Annotated in this window: 20 protein-coding genes; 15 read left to right on the top strand and 5 right to left on the bottom strand. The window is 67.9% G+C overall.

Annotated features, from left to right (window positions below; translation table 11 throughout):
• Nucleotides 1–72 precede the first annotated feature (72 nt).
• From AC1RNQ_RS14385 to AC1RNQ_RS14405, 5 genes are all read left to right on the top strand, one after another.
• Nucleotides 73–1,428, top strand: a complete 1,356-nt coding sequence (locus AC1RNQ_RS14385) for a hypothetical protein (protein ID WP_493172015.1) — start codon at nucleotides 73–75, stop codon at nucleotides 1,426–1,428.
• A gap of 177 nt (nucleotides 1,429–1,605) precedes the next feature.
• Nucleotides 1,606–2,445, top strand: coding sequence for a 3-mercaptopyruvate sulfurtransferase (gene sseA, locus AC1RNQ_RS14390; protein ID WP_493172017.1), 840 nt, complete (start codon nucleotides 1,606–1,608; stop codon nucleotides 2,443–2,445).
• 436 nt (nucleotides 2,446–2,881) lie between these two features.
• Nucleotides 2,882–4,213, top strand: a complete 1,332-nt coding sequence (gene chrA / locus AC1RNQ_RS14395; protein ID WP_493172019.1) for a chromate efflux transporter — start codon at nucleotides 2,882–2,884, stop codon at nucleotides 4,211–4,213.
• 182 nt (nucleotides 4,214–4,395) lie between these two features.
• A complete protein-coding gene (metC, locus tag AC1RNQ_RS14400) occupies nucleotides 4,396–5,604 on the top strand; it encodes a cystathionine beta-lyase (protein ID WP_493172021.1) in 1,209 nt (402 codons plus the stop codon).
• On the top strand, nucleotides 5,601–6,530 hold the full coding sequence (locus tag AC1RNQ_RS14405; RefSeq protein WP_493172023.1) for a mechanosensitive ion channel family protein: 930 nt from the start codon (nucleotides 5,601–5,603) through the stop codon (nucleotides 6,528–6,530). The genes metC and AC1RNQ_RS14405 overlap by 4 nt, the downstream gene beginning before the upstream one ends.
• Before the next feature lie 133 nt (nucleotides 6,531–6,663).
• On the opposite strand, the gene ppa is transcribed toward AC1RNQ_RS14405, so the two are convergent.
• Nucleotides 6,664–7,200: an inorganic diphosphatase gene (gene ppa / locus AC1RNQ_RS14410; RefSeq protein WP_493172025.1), complete on the bottom strand. Its 537-nt coding sequence runs from the start codon at nucleotides 7,198–7,200 to the stop codon at nucleotides 6,664–6,666.
• Nucleotides 7,201–7,294: 94 nt separating this feature from the next.
• Nucleotides 7,295–9,223, bottom strand: coding sequence for a M61 family metallopeptidase (locus AC1RNQ_RS14415; protein ID WP_493172027.1), 1,929 nt, complete (start codon nucleotides 9,221–9,223; stop codon nucleotides 7,295–7,297).
• A gap of 263 nt (nucleotides 9,224–9,486) precedes the next feature.
• On the opposite strand from AC1RNQ_RS14415, the gene hisS reads away from it, so the two are divergent.
• From hisS to AC1RNQ_RS14460, 9 genes are all read left to right on the top strand, one after another.
• A complete protein-coding gene (hisS, locus tag AC1RNQ_RS14420) occupies nucleotides 9,487–10,821 on the top strand; it encodes a histidine--tRNA ligase (RefSeq protein ID WP_493172028.1) in 1,335 nt (444 codons plus the stop codon).
• Between the two features lie 171 nt (nucleotides 10,822–10,992).
• The gene (gene prfA / locus AC1RNQ_RS14425) at nucleotides 10,993–12,060 is read left to right on the top strand and encodes a peptide chain release factor 1 (protein ID WP_493172030.1); all 1,068 of its coding nucleotides are present in this window, start codon (nucleotides 10,993–10,995) and stop codon (nucleotides 12,058–12,060) included.
• Complete coding sequence (prmC, locus tag AC1RNQ_RS14430; protein WP_493172032.1) at nucleotides 12,053–12,883, top strand: peptide chain release factor N(5)-glutamine methyltransferase; 831 nt, start codon at nucleotides 12,053–12,055, stop codon at nucleotides 12,881–12,883. The genes prfA and prmC overlap by 8 nt, the downstream gene beginning before the upstream one ends.
• A 267-nt stretch (nucleotides 12,884–13,150) precedes the next feature.
• The gene (locus AC1RNQ_RS14435) at nucleotides 13,151–13,990 is read left to right on the top strand and encodes a DUF4167 domain-containing protein (protein WP_493172033.1); all 840 of its coding nucleotides are present in this window, start codon (nucleotides 13,151–13,153) and stop codon (nucleotides 13,988–13,990) included.
• A gap of 192 nt (nucleotides 13,991–14,182) precedes the next feature.
• A complete protein-coding gene (locus AC1RNQ_RS14440; protein WP_493172035.1) occupies nucleotides 14,183–15,589 on the top strand; it encodes a DUF4139 domain-containing protein in 1,407 nt (468 codons plus the stop codon).
• 10 nt (nucleotides 15,590–15,599) lie between these two features.
• Nucleotides 15,600–17,219 carry a DUF4139 domain-containing protein gene (locus AC1RNQ_RS14445; protein ID WP_493172037.1) on the top strand — a complete coding sequence of 540 codons (1,620 nt, stop codon included), beginning with the start codon at nucleotides 15,600–15,602 and terminating at the stop codon, nucleotides 17,217–17,219.
• Nucleotides 17,220–17,222: 3 nt separating this feature from the next.
• Nucleotides 17,223–18,803: a DUF4139 domain-containing protein gene (locus tag AC1RNQ_RS14450; protein ID WP_493172039.1), complete on the top strand. Its 1,581-nt coding sequence runs from the start codon at nucleotides 17,223–17,225 to the stop codon at nucleotides 18,801–18,803.
• Between the two features lie 14 nt (nucleotides 18,804–18,817).
• Nucleotides 18,818–20,305 carry a DUF4139 domain-containing protein gene (locus tag AC1RNQ_RS14455; protein WP_493172041.1) on the top strand — a complete coding sequence of 496 codons (1,488 nt, stop codon included), beginning with the start codon at nucleotides 18,818–18,820 and terminating at the stop codon, nucleotides 20,303–20,305.
• A gap of 3 nt (nucleotides 20,306–20,308) precedes the next feature.
• Nucleotides 20,309–22,000, top strand: coding sequence for a DUF4139 domain-containing protein (locus AC1RNQ_RS14460; protein WP_493172042.1), 1,692 nt, complete (start codon nucleotides 20,309–20,311; stop codon nucleotides 21,998–22,000).
• Between the two features lie 104 nt (nucleotides 22,001–22,104).
• Here the strand turns inward: AC1RNQ_RS14460 and AC1RNQ_RS14465 are convergent, their stop codons facing one another.
• Both AC1RNQ_RS14465 and AC1RNQ_RS14470 read right to left on the bottom strand, forming a co-directional pair.
• Complete coding sequence (locus AC1RNQ_RS14465) at nucleotides 22,105–22,503, bottom strand: acyl-CoA thioesterase (RefSeq protein WP_493172044.1); 399 nt, start codon at nucleotides 22,501–22,503, stop codon at nucleotides 22,105–22,107.
• Entirely contained in the window at nucleotides 22,493–22,813 is a 321-nt protein-coding gene (locus AC1RNQ_RS14470) for a hypothetical protein (RefSeq protein WP_493172046.1), read from the bottom strand. Before AC1RNQ_RS14470 ends, AC1RNQ_RS14465 begins: the two co-directional genes overlap by 11 nt.
• A 130-nt stretch (nucleotides 22,814–22,943) precedes the next feature.
• Between AC1RNQ_RS14470 and AC1RNQ_RS14475 the strand changes: the two genes are divergently transcribed.
• Nucleotides 22,944–23,369 carry a CBS domain-containing protein gene (locus AC1RNQ_RS14475; RefSeq protein ID WP_493172048.1) on the top strand — a complete coding sequence of 142 codons (426 nt, stop codon included), beginning with the start codon at nucleotides 22,944–22,946 and terminating at the stop codon, nucleotides 23,367–23,369.
• 103 nt (nucleotides 23,370–23,472) lie between these two features.
• On the opposite strand, the gene AC1RNQ_RS14480 is transcribed toward AC1RNQ_RS14475, so the two are convergent.
• Entirely contained in the window at nucleotides 23,473–24,984 is a 1,512-nt protein-coding gene (locus AC1RNQ_RS14480; RefSeq protein WP_493172050.1) for a lipopolysaccharide biosynthesis protein, read from the bottom strand.
• Between the last annotated feature and the right edge of the window lie 155 nt (nucleotides 24,985–25,139).

Below are 25,139 nucleotides of genomic sequence, written 5' to 3' on the forward strand. Positions count from 1 at the left end.
ATGGCCGGGGTTCATTCAGCGCCAATTCAGCGGATCGGGCGCGAAACAGACGATCGGGATCGCACAGGTATAATGACGGACAGGCATTTCGGGATGACGGGCAGCGCACGGGCGGCGCTGGCGATCGCGGTGGCGGCGGGGCTTGCCGTGCCCGGAATCGCGCAGCAGGCCGAAAATCCGGCGCCCGTCCGCCCGATCGACTTCCGCCTGCCCCCCGCGCCCGAGAATGACGGTCGCGCGCCCGGCGTGCAGGGGCCGTCGAACAACGGCCTGGCGCCGGTCGGCCCGGGCGAGACGCGCCCGACACCGACCCCCACGCCCACGCCGCCGCGCGTCACCCCGACCCAGCCGCAGGTGCAGGCGCCGGCGCAGCCTCGGCCCTCCGCACCGACGACCGCGGGCGCCGCCGCCACTGCCCCGGCGCCGCGCGATACCGCTTCCTCCGCCGCGCCGCGCGCCGCGGCGCCGACGGAAGCCACGCCCGCCGATACGCTGCCGGCTACCACCGATGCGGCGCCGGGGCTGAGCCTGCCGGGTACGACGGGCGCGAGCGAGCCGCCGGTCGATGACGCGCCGGTGCGCGATACAACCACCGCGCCCACCCCCGATTCGGGGATGCCGATCTGGACCTGGCTGCTCGCGCTGCTAGCGGCGGGTGGGGCCGGATACTGGTATTGGCGCCGCCGGCCCGTGATGGCGGACGGTCCGCCGGTCGAGCCCGTACAGCCTGCGGCGCCCCCGCCGCCGCGGCCGATTCCCGCACCGCAGCCCGCACCGCGCGCGACCACGCCGCCGTCGCCGCGCCCGCAGCCGGCCCCTGCCGCCCCCGCGCGCCAGCCCGTGCTCGAAGGCGCGGTCGCCGCCGGCCAGCGCGCGCCGTCGCCGCTCGTCACCCGCCCGGCGGCCGAGAATCGGGCGCTCGTGTCGATCGCGCTCGACGTGGTTTCGATCCGCATGACCCCCGAGCATGTCGCGGTGGGTTTCGCGCTCAACCTCGCCAACCAGGGATCGGCCGCCGCGACCGGGCTGATGGTGCGCATCGCTCTCAACCAGGGGTCGGCGATGCCCGAGCCGGTGCTCGCGCGCTTCTTCGACGGCGCGGGGGGCAGCGTGCTGCGCGACGATATGGAATTGAAGGCCGGCGCGGGCGAGTCTTTGACCACCGAGGCGATGCTGCCGCGCGCGATCGTCGAGCCGCTGATGATCGGCGGCAAGCCGATGCTCGTCCCCGTGATGGCGTTCGACGTCACCTATCATTGGGAGGGCGACGATCCCGACGCCTTCGGCCAGGTCGCGGGCAGTTTCGTGCTCGGCCGCGAACAGGGGACGAGCGGCAGCGCGAAGCTCGTGCCGCTCCCGCTCGACCGCGCCTCCTATGCCGTCGACCACCCCGGCGCGCGCGCCACGGCGGTCCGCCGCAGCCAATAGCGCCGTCACTGCGGCGTCACGCTTTTCTGTTGCAGTGCAGCATCGGCTGGGGCAGGACGCCTCGGCGCTTGAAAAGGCGCCGGTGGGGGCATAGGCTTGCCGTTCCCCGGAAAAGAGCAGGTTGGCTGGCGAGGGGACAGGCACAGGTCCGCCGCCGGGTCGTAACAGGAGCATGACATGGACGCCTTGGTCTCAACCGACTGGCTGGAACGCGAACTGGGGGCATCGGACCTGCGGGTGGTCGATGCGACGAAATTCCTGGAGGCCGACCGCGACGCGCGCGGCGAATATGAGGCGGGCCACATTCCGGGCGCGGTATTCATGGACTTGGCCGAGCTGACCGACGCGAACAGCAGCATCGACAATATGGCGCCGCCGGCCGAGAAATTTGCGAGCCGTATGCAGTCGCTCGGCCTCGGCGACGGCAGCCGCATCGTGCTCTACGACGACAGCCCGCTGAAAAGCGCGGCGCGCGCGTGGTGGCTCCTGAAGCTGTTCGGTGCGCACGACGTCGCGTTGCTCGACGGCGGGCTCGCCAAGTGGAAGGCCGAGGGCCGCCCGCTCGAAATGGGCAAGCAGACTTTGCGCCACCGCCACTTCACCGTGTGGCGCGACGCGAAGGCGGTGCGCACCAAGGACGAAGTGCTCGCGAACGTCGGCAGCGCCGCCGAACAGCTGGTCGACGCGCGCTCGGCGGCGCGTTTCACCGGCGAAGAGCGCGATCCGCGCCCCGGCGTCGCGCCCGGGCATATCCCCGGTTCGAAGAGCCTGCCTTATGGCGAATTGTTCAACGCCGACGGCACCTGGAAGCGCGGCGACGAGCTGAAGGCGGCATTCGACGCCGCGGGGATCGACCTCGACAAGCCGCTGGTGACCACCTGCGGCAGCGGCATGACCGCGACCGTCGTGGCGTTCGGGGCGCACCTGCTCGGCAAGGACGATGTCGCGGTCTATGACGGCAGCTGGACCGAATGGGGCGCCGACCCCGCGACGCCCAAGGCGACCGGCGCGGCGTAACCCGTCCGCGCGGGGCATGGCTCCGCGCGCAGCGCCATTTTCGTTTCGCGCAAAGACGCAAAGGCGCAAAGAGGTAGCTTCCTCTTTGCGCCTTTGCGTCTTTGCGCGAAACCTTCTCGAAACCGGCGGCGGTCTGGTGACCGGCGGTCGCTTTTTTACTCGCACAAAGGCACGAAGGCATAAAGGGGAGCAGCCAGTGCGCGTCGCTTTCGGCGGCAACCATCTTTGTGGCTTCGTGGCTTTGTGCGAGAAATTTTAGAAGGCCACTGCGCGAGCCGTCGCAAGCGCGGCTTTCGGGCCGCGCTGCTTTTTCTTGCTTGCCCGCGCACGATCCGCCGACATAGTGTCGCGCTATCGGGGCGAGGCAACCTCCCGGTCAGGCATCCGCCCAAGCGTTGCTTTTTCACCCGGCTTTGCCGGCTGGAGAAGCGTGACGATGACCGACCTTCCCCTTTCCCCTACCCCCGGTTTCGCCGAAGCGGTGCGCGCCTATGCGCGGATCGGCTGTTTGAGTTTCGGCGGCCCCGCGGGGCAGATCGCGCTGATGCACCGCGAGTTCGTCGACGAGCGCCGCTGGGTGGACGAGGCGACCTTCCTCCACGCGCTCAATTTCTGCCACCTGCTGCCCGGGCCCGAGGCGCAGCAACTCGCGACCTGGATCGGCTGGCGGCTGCACGGGCTGCGCGGCGGGCTCGCGGCGGGACTGCTCTTCATCATCCCCGGTGCGCTGGTGATGCTCGGCCTGTCGGCACTCTATGTGATGGCAGCGGGGCTCGACTGGTTCGCGGCCTTGTTCCTGGGGATCAAGGCGGCGGTGCTGGCGATCGTCGTGCAGGCGCTGCTGCGGATCGCGGGGCGCGCGCTCAAGACCCCGCTCCAGCGCGGTATCGCCATCGCCTCCTTCGTCGCCATCGCGATCCTGACCCTGCCCTTTCCGGTCGTGATCCTCGCGGCGCTGCTGATCGGCTGGGCGGCGGGGCGCTGGCGGCCGGACTGGTTGAAGCTGTCGCCGGCGCAACCGGCCCCCGCCGCGCCCGCGCGTTCGGCGTGGCGGCAGAGCGTTTCGGCGGTGCTCGGCTGGGGGGCGATCTGGGCCGCGCCGATGCTGCTGATCCTCGTCACGCTCGGCCAGGGCCATGTGCTGTGGGATATCGGCGTCTTTTTCTCGCAGCTTGCGGTGGTGACCTTCGGCGGCGCCTATGCGGTGCTCGCCTATATGGCGCAGGAGGCGGTGTCGGGCTACGGCTGGCTGCGGCCGGGCGAGATGGCCGACGGGCTCGGGCTCGCCGAGACGACGCCGGGGCCGCTGATCCTGGTGACGCAGTTCGTCGGCTTCCTCGCGGCCTATCGCGACGCGGCGCCCTTCACCCCCTTCGTCGCGGCGCTGCTCGGGGCGGGGCTGACCCTGTGGGTGACTTTCGCGCCCTGTTTCCTGTGGATCTTCGCTTTCGCGCCGTGGATCGACCGGCTCGAGCGCGCGGCGGGGCTGAAGGGCGCGCTCGCGGCGGTGACCGCGGCGGTGGTCGGCGTGATCGCCAACCTGTCGCTGTGGTTCGCGCTGCACGTGCTGTTCCGGCGGCTCGAGCCGAGCGGCTGGGGTTTCGAGCTGCCGGTGTTCGCATCGGTCGACTGGGCCGCGGTGCTGCTCGCGCTGCTTGCGGCGGTGCTGCTGTTCCGCTTCAGGTTCGGGATCATATCGATGCTTGGCATCTGCTCGGTCGCGGGGCTGTTGATCGGGCCGGGTGGGCCGCTGCTGGCGTTGGTTTGAAAACCCGCGCTTAGCGCCATTTTGACTCACGCAAAGGCGCAGAGATTTTGGCACAGACCGGCGCTTGCGGGTTTGATCTCTTCGCGCCTTTGCGCCTTTGCGCAAGATAATGAATGGCCCGCTGCGCGAGCGGGAATATGCCCGCCACTGGATTTTGCTCCGCGCGCCGCTAACAGGGGCGGATGAGCAAGCGCGACGACGACAGCCTCCGCCCGGCGACGAAACTGGTGCAGGGCGGGCGGCGGCCCGAATGGACCGGCGACCCGCGGTTGGGCGGGAGCATCGTCAATCCGCCGGTGTGGCGCGCGTCGACGATCCTCTACGACTCGATCGCCGACCTCAAGGCACGCGGGCATGCGACGCACGACAAGCTCTATTACGGCCGGCGCGGGACGCCGACGGTGTGGGCGCTCGCCGATGCGCTGACCGATATGGAGCCGGGGGCAGAGGGCACCTTGCTCTATCCCTCGGGGGTCGCGGCCAATTCGGCGGGGATGCTCGCGCTGCTCGCGCCGGGCGATCATCTGCTGATGGTCGACAGCGCGTACGAGCCGACGCGCGCCTTCTGCAATGGCATGCTGGCACGGATGGGGGTGCGCACGACCTATTATGACCCGCTGGTGGGTGCGGGTATCGCCGATCTGATCACCCCCGAAACCAGGCTGATCTTTTTGGAATCGCCCGGCAGCCTGACCTTCGAGGTGCAGGATATCCCCGCGATCGCCGCGGTGGCGCGCGCGCGCGGCGTGCTGACGATGCTCGACAACACCTGGGCGACGCCCTTGCTGTTCCCGGCGCTGGCGCACGGCGTCGATGTCACGATGATGAGCCTCACCAAATATGTCGGCGGGCATAGCGACGCGATGATGGGATCGCTGACCGCGACGCGCGCGGTGTGGCCGAAGCTGCGCAGCGCGGCGTACCAGCTGGGGCAGGCGGTCTCGCCCGACGATTGCGCGCTGATGCTCCGCGGCCTCCGCACGCTCGACGTGCGCATGGCACGACACCAGACGAACGGGCTCGCGGTGGCGGAGTGGCTGGCGGCACGGCCCGAGGTCGGGCGCGTGCTGCATCCGGCGCTGCGTGGCGACCCCGGCCATGATATCTGGGCGCGCGATTTCAACGGCGCGAGCGGGTTGTTCGGCTTCACGCTGAAAGGCGCCGACGAGGCGGGGCGGACGCGCTTCATCGAGGCGCTCGACCATTTCGGCATCGGCTTCAGCTGGGGCGGTTATGAAAGCCTGGTCGTGCCGAGCAATCCGGCGGAGATCCGCACCGCGACCCTATGGACCGATCCCGACCCGCTGGCCCGCCTGTCGATCGGACTCGAAGATCCCGCCGACCTGATCGCCGACCTTGCGTGCGGCTTCGCGGCGCTGGCGGCGGCATGAGCGTCAAGGCCGACCTGCGCGAGGGCGCCGAGGGCATTGCCGCCTCGATGCAGGCGATCGGCATCGACGTCGGCCAGTATCGGCTGTCGCTGTACAGCGTCGCGTCGACGGTGGTCGTCGCGGTGCTGCTCTATGTCGGCGTCAAGCTCAGCATGCGCGCGATCAAGTGGGTGCTGCGCCGCAACACCCAGATCGACGACACCCAGCGCATCCTGACCGAGAAGCTGATCGCGATTGCGCTGTTCGTCTTCGCGATGCTGTTCGGCATCGACCTGCTCGGCATCGATTTGACCGCGCTCGCGGTCTTTTCGGGCGCCGCGGGCCTCGCCATCGGTTTCGGGCTGCAGAAGACCGTCGGCAATCTGATCGCGGGGATCATCCTGCTGATGGATCGCTCGATCAAGCCGGGCGACGTGATCGTCGTCGGCGACGGGAGCAGCATGGGCAGTTCGGCGCCGCTGAACGGCATCCCCAATGTCGGGCGCGTCGCCAAGATCGGGGTGCGCGCGGTCAGCGTCGTGACGCGCGACGGCAAGAAGCATCTGATCCCGAACGAGCTGCTGATGACGCAGCCGGTCGAGAATTGGAGCTATTCGAGCCGCGACGTGCGCGTGCGGATGCGCGTGCCGGTCAGCTATGACTGCGACCTGCGCGCGGCGCAGGCGATCATGGTCGAGGTCGCGAAGGCCAATCCACGCATCCTGACCGATCCCGAGCCGGTGGTGTGGATCACCGCGTTCGGCGAACGCGCGGTCGAGCATGAGCTGCGCTACTGGATTTCGGACCCCGAGGCGGGGCTGGGCAATATCCAGGGTGAGGTGTTCCTGGGGATCTGGGACCGCTTCAAGGAAGCGGGGATAAGGATTCCCTATCCGCGAACCGATGTGCGGGTGCTGGCGGATGAGGACAAAGCTCCACCGCCCTAATCGTCATTGGTGGCCGATGGTCGTCACCCTCACCCTTCCGGCGCTTCGCGCCTCCCTCCCTCTCCCGGCGGGAGAGGCAAGGGGCCCGCCGGCGAAGCCGGTGGGAAGGGTGAGGGTTGATTATCCTTACGGTTTAGTAACCCACCTTCTTCGCGCGTTCGATGCATTCGACGATGATGCGCTTGGCATCCTCGACGTCGCCCCAGCCGTTGAGCTTGGCCCATTTGCCGGGCTCGAGGTCCTTATAGTGGGTGAAGAAATGCTCGATCTGCTGGAGCACGATCGGCGGCATCTGGGTGTAGCTCGCGACGTCGGCATAATAGGGGAAGGTCTTGTTGACCGGGACGCACAGCAGTTTCTCGTCGCCGCCGGCATCGTCTTCCATCAAGAGCACGCCGATCGGACGGCATTTGACGACCGCCCCCGCGACGATCGGCGAGCGCGCGACGACGAGGGCGTCGAGCGGGTCGCCGTCCTCGCCCAGCGTGTGCGGCACGAAACCGTAATTGGCGGGGTAGCGCATCGGGGTGTGGAGGAAGCGGTCGACGAACAGCGCGCCCGACGCCTTGTCGAACTCGTACTTCACCGGCTCGCCGCCGATCGGCACTTCGATCAGCACATTGAGGCTGTCGGGCGGGCTGTCGCCGGCCGGGATGAGGTCGATGCGCATGGGAGATGTCCTTTGTTTTCGATTCGCGCGCGCCTTAGCCGTTGGGCGGGCGGAAAGTCGAGATTTTAAGCCCCCTCCTCTTCAGAGGAGGGGCTTATAGCTGGCGTTTCGCCGCCAACAGCTGGTCGAACCAGTCCGGCCCCGTGCCCACCTTCTCCAGATGCGGCCAGCGCAGTCCGCCGCGATAGTCGATCTCGACGGTGCGATAACGCCCGCCGCGCTCGACGAGCAATTTCACCGGGGTCTTGCCGTCGGTCGCGGCGCGGATCGCGGCCTCGATGCGCTCGCGGCTATAGGTCACCCCGTCGACCGCGACGATCTTGGTGCCGCCCACGATATCGGCCTGGAAGGCGGGGCCGTCCCACAGGATGCTGCCCGCGATGCCGTCCTTGTCGATGACGAGGCCGAGGCTGTGGGTCAGGTCGGCGTTCTTCGCCTGCGCCATGCGGTCGCGGTCATAGGCGTTGGGGGCATCGCGCCAGACGAGGCGGTAGCCCGCGGCCTCGATGCCGCCGGTGGGCGCCGGGCGGCCCGGTGCCTGCATGCGGTCGCGCAGGAATTTCGTCCAGTCGTACGGGTGCACCGCGTTCAGCGCCGCGGCGACATCGTCGAAATCATAGGTGTCCTGCCCCCAGTCGCCCTCGCGCCCGCCGAAAAAGGCTTTCGCGAAATCGTCGAGGCTTTTGGCGTTGCTGGTGGCCTGGCGGATCAGCATGTCGGCCTCGAGCCACATCAGCGCGCCCTCGTTGTAATAATCCTCGGTCCGCGTCGCGCTGGGGAAGGCGCGCTGTTTGCGCGCCGCGATGATCGGATCGAGCGTCGTATCCTCGACCGAGCGCCACGCCCGCCCCGCCTGCACCGCATAGAAGCCCGCGTTGGTCGCCCATTCGGCGAGGATCATGTCCTTCGACTGCATGCCCGAGCGGCCGGCGAGGACGAGGTCCCAATAGCTGGTCTGCCCTTCATAGACCCACAGCAGATTGTTCTGCATGCGCGTGCGATAGTCGGGGGTCCATAATTTGTCGGGGCGGCGGTACTTGCCGTTCCAGCTGTGCACCAACTCGTGCGGCAGCAGCCCGCGCTCGCTGTCATTCTCGTCCCATTTGGTGAAATAATCGGGGTTGCGGCTGTTCTCGCTCGACCGGTGATGCTCGAGCCCGATGCCGCCGAGGTCGTCGCTAAGCGCGAGCAGAAAGTCATAGCGGTCGAAATGCCGCACGCCGAACAGCGCGACGGCCTCGGACACCAGCGCGGCGTGGCGTGCGATATGGTCGGGGCTGGCGGCGAGATATTTTTCCTCGTCGGCGACGACGTTGAGCGTCACATTCTGGCCGAGGTCCCATTTGCGGAACCAGCGCCCCGCGAACATCGGACTGTCGATCAGATTCTCGTAGCTGGTAGCGGCGAAGCTGTAGCGGTTGCCGCTGACCCGGAGCCCGTCGAGCGCCGCGGCGCCGGTCCAGCCTTCGGGCAGTGCGACCTCGATCTGTACGGGGATCTGGCGCGTGAACCAGCCCGCGGGATAGAGGCTGACCTGCTCCCATTGCAGGTTCATCATCGCCGGGGTGACGACGACGCGGCCCTCGGCGGTGCGCGTCGGCGACAGGAAGTCGAAGGCGATGTCGATGCTCTTCACCCCCTGCGGCACGTCGATGTCGAAGGCGTAGACGTCGGTCGGCTGGCGCGTCCAGGTCAGCGGCTTGCCGCCCGCCGATGCCTTGAACCCCGCGACCTCGGCGATCGCGCCGCGCGGCGCATGCTTGCCGGGCAGCCATTCGGGATAGAGCAGGGTGAATTTGCCCGCCTTCGGCACCGGAATCGTCTGGCGGACGTGGAAGATGCCGCGAGCGTAGTCGGTTGCGTCGACCCTGAGCTGCATCGTGCCCGGATAGGAGCGGTCGGCGGGCAGCGGGATGGTCAGCGGCTGGACCACGGGCTCGGGGCGGCTGTTGCCCTCCTGCGCGTGCGCGGCGGGGGTGAGCAGGATCGTGAGGACGGCTGCGACGAACGGTGTTTTTTTCATGGTGCCGCGTTTTGCCGCGAAATGCGGCCGGGGACAATCCTTCTCCCCTTGCGGGAGAAGGATAGGGAGCCTTGCCAGCTTGCTGGCTAGGCGGACCTGGAAGAGGGGTCTGCGAGCCTTTGGCTCGCGGCGGTCGCGTTGCGACCGCGCACCCTCTCCCAGCTTCGACTAAGCAGCAAGCTGCCAAGTCTTCGCATCCCTCCCCCGTCGAGGGGGAGGGAGATGCTTTGCCTTTGCCGCAAAATTCATTAGACGCCGCCGCCATGAGCAAGGATAAATCCGCCAGGATCGCCACGCCGCAGCCGGTGCGGGGCACGCAGGACATGCTCGGCGATTTCGCCGATCGCTTTCAGCATGTGGTCGACACGTTCGACCGCGTGCGGCGGCTCTATGGTTACAAGCGCATCGAGGTGCCGGTGATCGAGCCGACCGCGGTGTTCGCGCGCTCGCTCGGCGAGACCACCGACGTGGTGTCGAAGGAAATGTATTCGTTCGAGGATCGCGGCGGCGAGTCGATCACGCTGCGCCCCGAATTCACCGCAGGCATCGCGCGGGCCTATATCACGGGCGGCTGGCAGCAGTTCGCGCCGCTGAAGGTCGCGACGCACGGGCCGCTGTTCCGCTACGAGCGGCCGCAGAAGGGGCGCTATCGCCAGTTCCACCAGCTCGACGCCGAAGTGCTGGGCAGCGACAGCCCGCTCGCGGATGCCGAGCTGCTGGTGTTCGCGGATCAGCTGCTCAAGGAATTGGGCATTTCGGAAGGCGTGACGCTGACGCTCAACACGCTGGGCGACGCGGCGAGCCGCGATGCCTGGCGCACCGCGCTGGTCGATCATTTCGAGGCGCATCGCGGGGATTTGTCGGAGGACAGTCTCGCGCGGCTCGACAAGAATCCGATGCGTATCCTCGACAGCAAGGACCCCAAGGACCGGCCGATCGCCGACAGCGCGCCCGATATCGACGCGTTTCTGACGGGCGAGGCGCAGGATTTCTTCGGCGCGGTCACGTCAGGCCTCGATGCCGCGGGGGTGGCGTGGGAGCGCAACGCGCGGCTGGTGCGCGGGCTCGACTATTATCGCCACACCGCGTTCGAATTCGTCACCGACCGGCTCGGTGCGCAGGGCACGGTGCTCGGCGGCGGGCGCTACGACGGGCTGATCGAAGCGCTCGGCGGCCCGCCGACCGCGGCGGTCGGCTGGGCTGCAGGGATCGAGCGGTTGGCGATGTTGTTGGAGCCCGAACGATCGGAGCGCGTAGATTTCGGCGTGTTCTCGGAAGTCCGAGAACTGGATCAGCTGGCCGTGGGCGCCGCTACAGCGCTGCGCCGCGTAGGCTTTACGTGCAATTTGAACGTGTTCGGATCGCCTAAGAAGCGCTATTCGAAAATGGCGTTCGATTATAACAACTTTCTGATTAGGGTGACGTCGGACGGAGATCAGCCCCTGATCAAAGTTCGTACGAACGCCAAATATCCTTACGCAAGGCTCGACGAGAACATCGTATCTCAGACGCTATCGCCGTTGGCCAATTGCGAAATCAACATGGCGGTTCCTGAGACGTGGGACGAAATGGTAAAGCGCCACCCCGATGACGCTTGATTTGAGCCGATTGACGGAGCGCCATCATCCTAAGCCCCTCCCCTTCAGGGGAGGGGTTGGGGTGGGGTCTCGCAACCTCGCGCTAGGCCGATGGACCCCACCCGCTGCGACTAGGCAGCAAGCTGCCAAGTCTCACTGCCCTCCCCTGAAGGGGAGGGAGGGGATAGTGGCATGACCTCCGTTTCCGCCCGCCAGATCGACGCCATCATCGAACGCCACGCCGCGCTGCAGGCGCGCATGGCGACGGGCGACATGGCGCCCGCCGACTTCGTCGCGGCGTCGAAGGAATTTGCCGAGCTCGAACCCGTGGCGGGCGCCGCGCGCGAAGTGGTGCGGCTGCGCGGCGAGCTGACGTCGCTGAGCGAAATGCTGGCCGATCCCGAGATGAAGGCGATGGCGGCCGAGGAACTCGCGGCGGTCGAGGAGGCGCTGCCCGCCGCCGAGCACGACCTGGCGGTCAAATTGTTGCCCAAGGATGTCGCCGACGAGCGCGCCGCGATGCTCGAAATCCGCGCCGGCACCGGCGGCGACGAGGCGGCGCTGTTCGCGGGCGATTTGCTGCGCATGTACAGCCGCTATGCCGACGGGCAGGGGTGGAAGGTCGAGATCATTTCGGCGAACGAGACCGAGGTCGGCGGCTATAAGGAAGTCGTCGCGTCGGTGAGCGGGCAGGGCGTCTTCGCCAAGCTCAAATTCGAGAGCGGCGTCCACCGCGTCCAGCGCGTGCCGGTGACCGAGAGCGGCGGGCGCATCCACACCAGCGCCGCAACCGTCGCGGTGCTGCCCGAGGCCGAGGAGGTCGATGTCGCGATCGCCGACAGCGACCTCAAGATCGATATCTACCGCGCGTCGGGCGCGGGCGGGCAGCATGTGAACACCACCGATTCGGCGATCCGCATCACGCATATCCCCTCGGGGCTGGTCGTGATCCAGCAGGACCAGCGCAGCCAGCACAAGAACCGCGCCAAGGCGATGCAGGTGCTGCGCGCGCGGCTTTATGATCTGGAGCGCGAGAAGATTCACAGCGCCGAGGCGTCGGCGCGCAAGTCGATGGTCGGGTCGGGCGACCGCTCCGAGCGCATCCGCACCTATAATTTCCCGCAGGGGCGCGTGACCGACCACCGGATCAACCTGACCCTCCACCGCCTGCCCGAGATACTCGAAGGCGCGATGGACGAGCTGATCGACGCGCTGATCGCCGAGGACCAGGCGCAGCGGCTGGCGGGGCTGGGTGACTGAGGTCGGCGCGGCGCTGCGCGACGCGGCGCAGCGGCTGGCCGCGGTGTCCGACACGCCGCGCCTCGACGCCGAATTGCTGATGGCACACGCGCTGGGCGTCGAGCGGCAGGCGTTGCTTCTCGATCCGTCGCGCCATGCGTTGCCGGTCGGTTTCGCCGTGTTGCTCGACCGGCGGCTGAGGCACGAACCCGTCGCCTATATCGTGGGATATCGCGATTTCTGGACGATCCGGCTGGCCGTCGGTCCCGGTATGCTGATCCCGCGTCCCGACAGCGAGACGCTGATCGAGGCCGCGATCGATCATTTCGGCGATAACGGGCCCAATCGGGTGCTCGACCTTGGTTCCGGTCCGGGAACGTTGCTCCTCGCGGCGCTGGCCGAGTGGCCGAAAGCGCATGGCCTTGGCATCGATGAATCCGAAAAGGCGGTCGATTGGGCAGAAATGAACGCCGACGATCTCGGCATGGACGAACGCGCGCGCTTTCGGGTCGGCGATTGGGCGCAGGGACTCGACGGCCAGTTCGACCTGATCCTCTGCAATCCGCCCTATATCGCGGACACCGAGCATCTGATGCCCGACGTCGCAGAGCATGAACCCGCGGGCGCGCTCTTCGCGGGCGCCGACGGGCTGGGCGACTATCGCCGCATCGTCCCAGACCTGCCGCGCCTGCTGGCGCCGGACGGCATCGCGGTACTTGAAATCGGCGCGAGCCAGCATATCTTGGTACGGAAGCTCGCCGAAGCGGCGGGTTTCGACGTCGCTTGCCGCCAGGACCTCGGCGGCCGCGACCGCGCTCTCACCCTGTCCCGTTCGCCGCGCTGACCCGCAATAATTTGCTTGGTTTCGCGCCGAAAGCGGGGTAGGGGCGGGATACAGGCCTGATCAGGGTCCCTTTGGCGGTGCAGAGCATCGATACTGGTCCGGCGGGTCTGCTTCCCATTTACGATGCTGGTGCGGGACGACTGTCTCGTACGAGCGGTAACAGGAAGAACCGCGCAAGGGAGCGCGGGCACGACGCGCAAGGGCGCGGTCGGCCAAAAGGGGTTGGCATAGCTAAGAGCTTATTTCGACAGGATGTCTCAGTTGAACATGAACAACCGTCAGGGCGGTCGCCGTCGCGGCCGCAACAACAATAACAACAACAACAACCGTTCGGGATCGGGCGGCGGTGGCCGCGGTGGGGTCGATCAGGCCAACCGCATCGACAGCCGGGCCCGCGGCAACGCGGTCCAGATGATCGAGAAATACAAGAATCTCGCCCGCGACGCCCAGCTTTCGGGCGACCGGGTGCAGACCGAATATTATCTGCAGTTCGCCGACCATTATTTCCGCGTGCACAGCGATTTCCGCGCGCGCCAGGAAGAACGGAACGGCGGCCAGCAGGATCGCCCCGACCGCCACCGCGAAGTGCGCGGGGTCGAGGATTTCGACGCGCACGACGACACCGACCTCGACGAGGGCCGGGACGAGGCGCAGGACGAGGGCCGCGAGGACAACCGCGGCGATCGCAACGACCGCGGCGACCGCAATGATCGGGGCGAGCGGAACGACCGCGGCGACCGCAACCAGAACCGCGGCAACCGCCGCGACGAGAATGACGACAATCGTGGCAACCGCCAGCCGGCGCGCGAGCGTCCCGAGCGTTCGGAGCGCCCCGAGCGCGTCGAGGTCGAGACCCGCGACGACGAAGCCGCGGTCGAGGAAGCCAAGCCCGCGCGCGCCGCGCGCCGTTCGCCGCGCCGTCCGCGCGACGAGGACGAGGGCAATGGCGGGATCGACAGCGCCGTGCTGCCCCCCGCGATCGGCCGCCCCGCGCCCGAACCCGTCGCCGAGGCGGACGATGCCGGCGAGGATGCGCCCGCGCCCAAGGCGCGCCGCACCCGCCGCACGCTCGCCCCGCGCGGCGCCGGCGTCGAGGCCGCCGAATAACCCGCGCAGACATCGCGTTGAAACCGTAGCCCTGAGCCTGTCGAAGGGCGCCTCACTGAGAGGCGCCCTTCGACAGGCTCAGGGCTACGGTGTTTTGATCCGTGGTAGTCTGCCGTGGGTCCCTATTTCGCGCTAGCCAAGCGTCCCGACATGGCATAGCCTCCCCCGCACAATCATGTGGGGAGAGCGAATATGCGCGCTTTGGCAAAGGCTTGGCAGAATGGGGCTTGGCTTTTGGGAGCGGCCGCCGTGCCTCTCCTGACGACGCCCGCCGCCGCCCAGGAGGGATTGGGCGGCACCGCGCAGGGCGACGTCGCGGTCACCATCTACAACAATGGCCAGTCGCTGGTGCAGGACGACCGCCAGCTCAGCGTCGCCGCCGGGCGCAACCGTATCGAATTCCCCGACGTGTCGGCGCGCATCCGCCCCGAGACGGTGACGCTCTCGGGTCCCGGCATCGGCATCGTCGAACAGAATTTCGACTTCGACCTGCTCACCCCCGACAAGCTGATGGACAAGGCGGTCGGGCAGCAGATCACGCTGGTCCGCACCAACCCCGCGACCGGGGCCGAACGCAGCGAGCGCGCCAAGGTGCTCGCCGCGAACGGCGGCATCGTGCTCCAGATCGGCGAAAGGATCGAGGTGCTGCGCGACGACGGCCTGCCGGTGCGCGCGGTGTTCGACCGGCTGCCCCCCAATTTGCGCGCGCGCCCGACCTTGTCGGTGACGGTCGAGGCGGCGAATGCCGGCACCGTCCCGGCGCGCCTTTCTTATCTCACCCCCAATCTCGGCTGGACCGCCGACTATGTCGCCTTGTTCGACGCCGCGAAGGGCGCGATGGACATGCAGGGGTGGGTGACGCTGACCAACTCGACCGGCACGACCTTCACCAATGCGCGCACCTTGCTGGTGGCGGGAAGCCCGGGCGGCGGGGGCGGCTTTTCGCGGATGAACGCCTCGCTCGACGCCGCGGGGACCGAGAGCAACCAGCGCGAACGGCTCGGCGACTATTATCTCTATCCGCTCGCCGAGCGCACGACGATCGCCAATGCGCAGCAGAAGCAGGTGAGCTTTCTCGACGTGAAGGGTGCGCCCGCGCGTTCGACCTATGAATATGTCAACGGCTGGCTGGGCGCGAGCACCGACCCGATCAGCGCGGCGAGCGTGTTGCGGTTTTCCACGTCCGCGAACGGCGGGCTCGGTGATCAGCTGCCCGCGGGGACGATCCGCGTCTATATGCGCGACGCGCGCGGCGACCCGCAGTTCATCGGCGAGAACCAGATCGGCCATACCCCGATGGGGTCGGCGATGACCTTGCGCACCGGCGATGCCTTCGACGTCAAGGTGCAGACCACTGTGGTGTCGCGCACGCGCAAGGGCGATTCGCGCTGGGTGACCAAGATGAAATATGTCGTCAGCAACGCGCGGCCGGGACCGGTGACGGTCGATCTCGCGCAGTCGGGGCTGTGGGGCGACGTCCGGATCACCGACGAGAGCATCAAGAGCAACCGCGTCTCGGCCGACCGTGTCGAATGGGCGGTGCCGGTGCCCGCGAACGGCAAGACCGAAGTCACCGCCACCTTCGATTCGCGCTACTGAGGCGCGGCCCATGCGCTGGGCGCGCCTGATCCCGGCCTTGCTGGCGGCGCTGGCGCCGCTGCCGCTCGCGGCGCAGACTGCGACGCGCCTGCCCGCCGCGCCGCCGCGGCCCGAGGCGCCCGTCGTCGTGTCGTCGGTGATCCAGGACGTCGCGGTCACCGTCTATCGCGCGCCCTTCCGCGGCGCGGGGCCGATCAATCCCGCCTGGCCGCAGGGTTTCGCGCTGGTCACCGAGACGCGCAAGGTGACGCTGCCCGCGGGAAGTGCGGTGCTGCGCTTCGAGGGCGTGTCCGAAGGGCTGCTCCCCGAGACTGCGGTCGTGTCGGGCATGCCCGACGGGGTGCGCGAGAAGAATCGCGACGCGCGATTGCTGTCGCCCGCGGGGCTGGTCGATGCGTACCTCAAGCGCAGCGTGACGCTCCGCCGCACCGACCGCAAGACCGGCAAGGTGCGCGAGCAGGCGGCGATCATCCAGGCGGGGCCGAACGGCGGGGTGATCCTGCAGACCCCCGAGGGGTTCGAAGCGCTCGGCTGTTCGGGGCTGCCCGAGCGCATGCTCTACAGCCGCGTGCCCAAGGATCTGTCGGCGAAACCGACGTTGTCGATCCTGGTCGAATCGAGCCGCGCGCGCACCGTGACCTTGCAGCTCGTCTATCTCTCCGAAGGCTTCGACTGGGCGGCCAATTATGTTGTCGACCGCGCCGAGGGCGGCGCGGCGCTCGGCATGACCGGCTGGATCACCGTCGCCAACGGCGGGGTGACGAGCTTTCCCGGCGCGCAGCTCAATGTCATCGCCGGGCGGCTCAACAAGGGCTATCGCGCGCCGCTGCCGCGCACCCCGCCGGGGGCGCTGCGGCTGCAATGCTGGCCGATGGACATCACCAGCACGCACCCCTTTTGGGAACTGCCGCCGATCATCGAGGTCGAGCAGGACTATGCCGAAGAGGTGATGGTGACGGGAAGCCGCCTGGGGCGCGTCGCGCTGCCGGCGATGGCACCGCCTCCGCCGCCACCCCCGCCGCCGCCCGCACCGCCGCCACCCCCGCCGCCCGCCGAGGATCTGGGCGACCTCAAATTCTATCGCATCCCCTTCCGCGTCGACGTCTCGGCGAAGGGTCAGAAACAGGTCGCGCTGCTGATCAAGGACAAGGTCGGGGTCGAGCAGCTTTATGCCGGCACGCTCTATCAATCCTATAACAATGCACCGCAGCCGCTGGTGACGCGGCTGCGCTTGCAGAACCGTAGCGAGGACGGGCTCGGCCTCGCCCTGCCCGCGGGGACCGCGGCGGTGTTCGAGACGGTGGACGACCGGCGATTGCTCGCGGGCGAGGCGCCGATCGGCGACAAGGCGGTCGGCGAGCGCGTCGATTACGACATCGGGGCGAGCCCCGCGGTGCAATATCGCGTCGTCGTCCAGCCGCGCGATCCCTCGGGCAGCTATCAGGACTGGCAGGTGACGCTCACCAACGCGCGGCCCTTCGACGCCGAGGTCGAGTTGCTCATTCCCTTCGCGATCGACCCTGAACCGACGACATGGGAGCGGCGCGGCGCGAGCTGGGTGTGGCGCGTGCGCGTGCCCGCGAACGACAGCCTGGTCCAGACCTTTCGCCAGAAATTGAAGAGCGGTTAGCGGGTGGCGGGGGCGGGCCCTCTCGCTGCCGTGCTGCTGGCGCTGGCCCCGGCGGCCGGCGCAATACCCGCGGGCGCGCAAGGTGCTTATCCGGTCGTCCAATCGACGACGCTCGACGATGTCGCGGTCACCGTCTACCGCGCCCCCGACCGCGCGTCAGGCGGGATCGACCCCGACTGGCCCGAGGGTTTCGCCTTCATCACCGAGACGCGCACCGTCGACCTGCCCGCCGGGACCGCGATGCTGCGCTTCGAAGGCGTCGCCGAGGGGCTGCTCCCCGAAACCGCGGTGGTCGGCGGGCTGCCCGACGGGGTGATCGAGAAGAATCGCGACGCGCGGCTGCTGTCGCCCGCGGGGCTGGTCGACGCCTATCTCAAGCGCAGCGTCACGCTGCAGCGCACCGACCCCGCGACGGGCAAGGCGCGGCGGCAGGATGCGATCATCCAGGCGGGGCCGAACGGCGGCGTGCTGCTCAAGACCGTCGAAGGTTTTGAGGCCTTGGGCTGTTCGGGGCTGCCCGAACGTATGACCTATGGCGGGGTGCCCAAGAATCTGTCGGCGAAACCGACGTTGTCGGTGCTGGTCGAAAGCGACCGGCCGCGGCGGGTGAAGATCCAGCTGCTCTATCTGGCCGAAGGATTCGACTGGTCCGCCAATTATGTCGCCGAACGCAGCCCCGACGCGCCGACGATGGCGATCGCCGGCTGGATCACGCTGGCGAACGGCGGGGTGACCGGCTTTCCCGGCGCGCAGCTCAACGTCATCGCGGGGCGGCTCGAAAAGCAGGAGAGCGCGGGCGCGCCCGAGGCCGACGCCGGGCCGCTACACCTGCAATGCTGGCCGATGGATATCACCAGCACGCATTCGCTCTGGTACCTGCCGCCGATCATCCCGATTCGCGGATCGCAGGACGGCTTTGTCGGCGGCGAAATCACCGTGATGGCGCGGCGGCGCGAGGCGAAGATGATGGAGGCGTCCAGCCCCGTCTCGGTGGTCAGCGCCGACTATCTCGCGCAGGGCGAGGATCTGGGCGACCTCAAATATTACCGCCTGCCCTTTCGCACCGACGTCGCGGCGAAGCAGCAGAAGCAGGTGGCGCTGCTCGCGCAGGACCGCGTGCAATATGAGCAGCTCTATTCGCTCCATGTCGGGCTCGCCGACGACCGCGGCTTCCGGCCCGCGGGGATCGTGATGCGCGTGTGGAACCGCAAGTCGGACGGGCTGGGCCTCGCGATGCCCGCCGGCGCCTTCGCCTTGTTCGAGCAGGTGGCGGGCCGGCGGCTGCTGGTCGGCGAGGCCTTTTCGACCGATCGCGCGATCGACGAGCGCATCGATTTCGAATTCGGGGCGAGCGGCGGCGTGCAATATCGCGTGGTCGAGAAGGCGCGCGAGAAGGGGCGGCGTGACTGGGAAGTCACGGTCACCAACGACCGGCCGGTCGATGCCGAGGTCGAGATGATGATCCCCTTCGCGCTCGATCCCGAGCCCGCGGGGGGCGAGCGGCGCGGCGACAACTGGATATGGCGCGTGCGCGTGCCCGCGAACGGCACGCTGGTCGAGACGTTCCGCGAGAAAGCGGACTGAAAGGGAGAGGGTCGATGGCGATGGGAGCAAAGGCATGGGGCGCGCTGCTCGCCGCGGGGCTGGCAGTGCCGGGCGCAGCGCAGCAGACGGTGAGCACCGCGGGGCAGGGCGATGTCGCGGTGACGATCTACACCGGCGAGCTCGCGCTGGTCACCGATGTGCGGCCGACGACGCTGCCCGCGGGCGAATCGCGCGTCGAATTCCCCGACGTGTCGAGCCGCATCCGGCCCGAGACGGTGAGCCTGGTCGGCACCGGGCTCGACATCGTCGAGCAGAATTTCGACTTCGACCTGCTGTCGCCCACCGCGATGATGGCCAAGGCGGTGGGGCAGGAGATCACCCTCATCCGCACCAACCCCGCGACCGGCGCCGAGACGCGCGAGCGTGCGAAGGTGCTCGCGGTCAATGGCGGGGTGGTGCTCGACGTCGGCGGGCGGATCGAGATTTTGCGCGACGACAATCTTCCGGTGCGCGTGATCTTCGACGGCATCCCGACCAATTTGCGCGCGCGCCCGACGCTGTCGGTGACGGTCGACAGCAAGAGTGCGGGCGCGCGGCCGCTGACCCTGCGCTACCTCTCCGAAGGGATGAGCTGGCGCGCCGACTATGTCGCGCTTTACGACGAGGCGGCGAAGGCGATGGACCTGCAGGGCTGGGTGACGCTGAAGAACAACAGCGGCACCGGATTTGCCAATGCCAAATTGCTCCTCGTCGCGAGCAACCAGATCGGCGTGCGGCGCGGCTCGCGCAGCGGCGACGGCGAACCCGCGGCGCTGACCAGCGCGGGGACCGAGACCGCGAAGGCCGAGGCGCTCGCCGACATGTTCGCTTATCCCATCGACGAGCGCACGACGATCGCCAGCGCGCAGCAGAAGCAGATCGCCTTCCTCGACGTCATGGCGGTCCCCGCGCAGCGCGGCTACGCGGCGTCGCACGACCGCTTCACGACGCTCGAGGAAGCGCAGAGCGTGCTGTCGACCTATCGCTTCTCGACCGGCAAGGGCGGGGTCGGCGACGCGATGCCCGCGGGGTCGGTGCGGCTCTATGTCAAGGACGCGCGCGGCGCGGCGCAGTTCGTCGGCGAATCCTATATCGGCCACACCAGCGCGGGATCGACGCTGTCGCTCGCGACGGGGAAGGCGTTCGACGTCAAATATCAGCCGATCCTGGAGAAGCGCGAGAAGCTGACCGAAGAAGACTGGACGCGCAGCAGCAGCACGCGCGTGCGCAAGAATGGCGTCGTGACGATCACCGAGACCGATGTGAAGCGCAATTTCTGGCGCACGCATATGCGCTACATCTTCACCAACGCGCGGCCGCAGCCGGTGACGGTCGAGTTCACCCAGGCGGGGCTCAACAGCTGGAGCAACGACACGCGCGTGCCGTTCGAGAGCATCGCCGCCGAGAATGACGAGAAGGCGTGGGAGAGCCGCAAATGGCAGGTGACGATCCCCGCCAACGGGCGCACCGAGCTGACCGTCCAATATGACACGCTGAACTGAGTCATGCGCGGCCGGATCGCGGCAGCATATTTGGCGCTGGCGGTTTTCGCCGCGGCGCCGGCGTGCGCGCAGGATGCGGCGGTGGTCGGCTCGGCGAAACCCGACAAGGTGGCGATCAGCCTCTACCGCGACCCGTCGCGCGACACCGACACGCGGCTGCCCGAGCCCGGCGACGAACTCGGCGGCTTCGCGCTGATTCGCGAGACGCGCACGCTCGACCTGCCGCCGGGGCCGGTGACGATACGCTTCGAGGGCGTGTCGAGCAGCATCATCCCCGAATCGGCGCTGCTGCGCGGCGGCGGGCGGCCGCGCGAGAAGAATTTCGACCGCCGCCTGCTGTCGCAGCGCGGGCTGGTCGACGCCTTCACCGGGCAACAGGTGGTCTTGCGCACCACCGACAAGGCGACCGGAAAGACCAGCTACGAACGCGTGCGCATCCGCTCGGGCGGCGAGGACCTGATCGTCGAGCGCAAGGGCGGGTTCGAGGCGGTGCAATGTTCGGGCCTGTCCGAAACCCTGCTTTACGACGCGGTGCCCGCGGGGCTGACCCCGGTGCCGACGCTGTCGATGACGCTCGGCGACCAGCCGGGCGGGCGCACCACGCTCGAGCTCACCTATCTCGCGACCAATTTCGACTGGCAGTCGAACTATGTCGGCGAGATCGGCGCCGACGCCGATGCGGTCGACCTGTTCGCCTGGCTGACCGTCGCAAGCGGCGATTCGACGAGTTTCACCGGCGCCGACATGGCGGTGATCGCGGGGCGCATCGCCTTCTTCGCGCAGGCGCCGGTCGCCGACGACGAAGATCGGTGGGCAGAGGAGGAGCGGATTGAGGAAGAAAAACGCAACGATCCGTGGAGCCCCGACAATATCGAGATCTGGTTCAGCTGCTGGCCGCAGGGGGGAACCGGCGGCGGGTCGTACAATCCGCGCTTGTTCGGGCCGGCGTCGATCCCGAGCTATGATCCCGAATATGCGCTCGGCATGCTCAGCGGCGATTTCTACGGCGGCGGGGGCGACGAGGACGGCGCCGAGATCGTCGTCACCGGATCGCGAATCGCCCCGCGCGAAGATATCGGCGACTATAAGCTCTACCGCGTGCCGCAGCCGACGACGCTCGGCGCGCAGAGCCGCAAGCAGATCGCCTTCCTCGAAAAGCCCGGCGTCGCGGCCAAGCTGCTCCATATCTTCGAGGTGCGCGGCGAGGATATGGCCTCGCAGGACGGCCCCGTGCTGCGGATCGACAACAAGAAAGGCGGGCCGCTCGCCGAACCGCTGCCCGGCGGCCAGGTCGCGCTGTTCCAGCGCCGCGCGGGCGAGGCGATGCTCGTCGGCGAGACCCGCGTGAAGGACAAGGCGGTCGGCGAACTCGTCGACCTCCAGCTCGAGGATGCCGAGGATATCTGGGTCGACGCCGACCAGGAGGAACTCGATTCGGGCGAGGGCTGGACGCGCTATCGGCTGACGATCACCAACGACAGCGAGACCGCCGAGCCGGTCGAGGTCAGCTTCGCCAACGACGAAGACTATGCGATCGACCGGATCAGCAAAGCGGTGAAGCTGCGCGACGGCAAGCGCATCTGGTCGGTGGTCGTACCCGCGGAGAGCGAACGCACGATCGACTATCGCGTGCGCGAGGTCGAGCGGCCCGGCGCCGACAATCAGGATGATTGGGAAGAGCCCGACGACTATTAGATCGGCGGCCTCCAGCATCGTCATCCCGGCGAAGGCCGGGATCTCTGCTTGGCGTCCTGTTGCAGCGGCGAGATCCCGGCCTTCGCCGGGATGACGGATGGGGTTCAGACCGGCGGTAGCGGCCTTGGCCGGTGATTCTCGTCGAGCGCGACGAAGGTGAAGACCCCTTCGGTCACGCGCTCTTCGGTCCGCCCGCCGTCGCGCGTCGCGACGACCTCGAGCCGGATCGCCATCGAGGTGCGCCCGCGCCGGTCGAGATGCGCATAGATGGAGATGATGTCGCGCAGCAGGATCGGCGCGATGAACTCCATCGTCTCGATCGCGACCGTCGCGACCGGCCCCTGCGCGACTCGCCCCGCGACGATGCCGCCCGCGATGTCCATCTGGCTCAGCACCCAGCCGCCGAAGATATGGCCGTTGGCGTTGATGTCGGCGGGGCGCGGGACGACGCGCAGGATCGGGTCGCGCGGACAGTCGGCGGCGGGGGCAGGATTATCGCTCATTCTTCATATCCGGGTCGTCCTCGAACGGGTCCTCGATCGCATCGTCGTGCCCGCTGCCGCTCGACAGGAAGACGAGCCCCATCAGCGCGGCGCCAAGCATCACCGACAGGCCGACGCCCGCGGTGGTGGCGATGATCATGTGGATGGTCAGCCCGTGCGGGAGCGAGAAATGCAGGAAGAGGAGGGCCAAAATGACGGCGACGATCGACACGATGCCCATGCCGAGCATCAGGATGCGATAGCGCGCCCAGGCGATTCGCGAGGTGTCGCGGCTGTCGAGGGGCGAGCGCTTGACCATGGAGCGCGTCATGGACCAGCGGGCGCACGAGGCCAAGCGGCAATGCGGCGCGGCAGGATGTTTCACCCCGCGCGCGAATCGTGATAGATTGTTTTCCTCGATAAGAATCGACCCAATAATCTACATGGGGGAGCGGTAAGGCATGACGATCGGAGCAATTCTCCATGGACGGACCGGCGCGGTGATCTCGGCGCGCAAGGACGATAATGTGCGCGCGGTGGTCGACCTGCTCGCGCAGCACCGCATCGGCGCGGTGCCGGTGGTCGAGGGCAATGCGGTCATCGGCATCTTTTCCGAACGCGATCTGGTGCGGCTTCTCTCTTCCTATGGTCCCGAGGCGCTCGATCGCACGCTGGACGAGGTGATGACCAAATCGCCGGTGACCTGCGATTCGCACATGGTGGTGATCGGCGCGCTGTCGCTGATGACGCAGAAGCGCATCCGCCATCTGCCCGTCGTCGACGACGGCGCGCTGGTCGGATTCATATCGATCGGCGATCTCGTCAAATATCGCATCGACAATATCGAGGCCGAAGCCGCCGCGATGCGCGACTATATCGCGTCGTAATTTTCCGCCTTCCGCCGGAAGGCGGTACCGGCCCGCTCCCCCACCCGGCCTCCCCGACGATAGTAGCCTATGGGAGGCCGGGTGGGGGAGCGGGCCGGTACCGCTACGCCGAATCGGAAATCTTTCGCTTCAGCACGAGTCGGAGTACCTCGGCGATCGCCTCGCGTTCAAGCAGCCAGAGCAGCGCGCCGTAGAGCGCGACCCCAAGCCCGACGAGCAGCGCCAGGCGAATCGGCGGCGCCCAGCCGAGCGCTGCCAGCAGCTGCGCCGCAAATCCGACCCCGACCGCCATCACCAGCGCCGGCGCGATGCCGGGCAGCGTCGCGCGGCCGATATCCCATAAGGACACGCCGATCAGCGGCGCCGACAGCCGCGCGGTGACGAGCAGCAGCAGCGGCGCGGCGATCAGCCACGCCCAGGCCATGCCGATCAGCCCCCATTCGGCGCCGATCAGGAAGGCGATCGGAAAGATGATCGCGCCGCCCAGCGAAGCGAACATCGAGATCGAGGGTTTGCCGAGCGCGTTGGTGACGGGCGCGAAGAGGATCTGCACCGTCATCAGCATCAGCGCGAGCGAGATGAGCTGGATATAGGGCGCCATGCCGAGCCACTTCGCGCCGAACAAGGTCTCGATCATCGGCGCCGCGGTGACCGCGAGCCCGCAATAGAAGGGCGCGGCGACGAGCATCAGCAGCCGCACGGTCTTGAGGAAGTTCCAGCGCACCGCCGCCATATCGCCCTTGATTCGCGAATAGGCGGGGAAGGCGACCTCGTTCAGCGGCGGCACGAACTTCGCCATGAAGATCTGCGCGAGGAACAGCGCTTCGGCATAAAGCCCCAGCGCATGCGGTTCGAATCGGCCGCCGGCGATGAAGATGTCCGACTGGCTCTGCACCAGCCAGAAGAACTGGCTGAACAGCACGGCCGAGCCGAATCCGATGATCTGGCCGCAGCCGCGGAAATCGAAACTGGGCCAGACGAGCAGCCGCGCGAGGATCGTGAGTCCGACCGCGCGCGTCCAGAAGAGCGCCATCGGCGCATAGACGAGCGTCCACACCCCATAGCCCGCGAGCGCGCAGGTGAGCGCGGTACCCGCGCCGGCGAGCGCCGCGAGCAGGTTGACGATCGCCTGGCGCCGGAAATCGAGCGCGCGGCTCATCATCACTTCGGGCAGCGCGATGAAGGGCGTCGCGAGGAACATCAGCGCCTGGACGCGCAACAGGTCGGCGACCATCGGCTGCCCATAATAGGCCGCGGCGAGGGGCGCGCCGAAGAACTGCAGCCCCGCGAGAATCGCATTGAGCAGCAGCAGCAGCCCGAACGCCTGCCTGATTCGGAAGGGATCGACCGAGTCGGATTGCACGAGCGCGCTCGCGAATCCCCATCCGTTGAGGAAGGCGAGGAAGGACAGCACGACCTGCGTCATCGCAAAAAGCCCGTAATCGGCCGGATCGAGCAGCCGAATCACGAGCAGGGTCGAGCCCCAGGTGATGATCTGCGCGAGAATCTGGCTGCCCGAACGCCAGATCACCGCGCTGCGCACGCGGCTGCCGAAGGCCGCGGCGCTTTCGCCATCGGGCCCGGGGGCCTTGAAATCCGCGGTTTCGCTCACCATCTGATCCTTCCGGCACCGGGCCTTTTCCGATGCGCTCGACATCTTTTGAAACAAAATTGCAAAAAGGTTGTTGACGCGAATCAGAGAGGGGCCTAGAGGCCTGTTCACCGGACGGGGCGCGGCGGCAAACGCCACGCTCCAGCCGGTCGCCAACA

It is taken from the genome of Sphingopyxis sp. GW821-FHT12F08 (assembly GCF_058806755.1).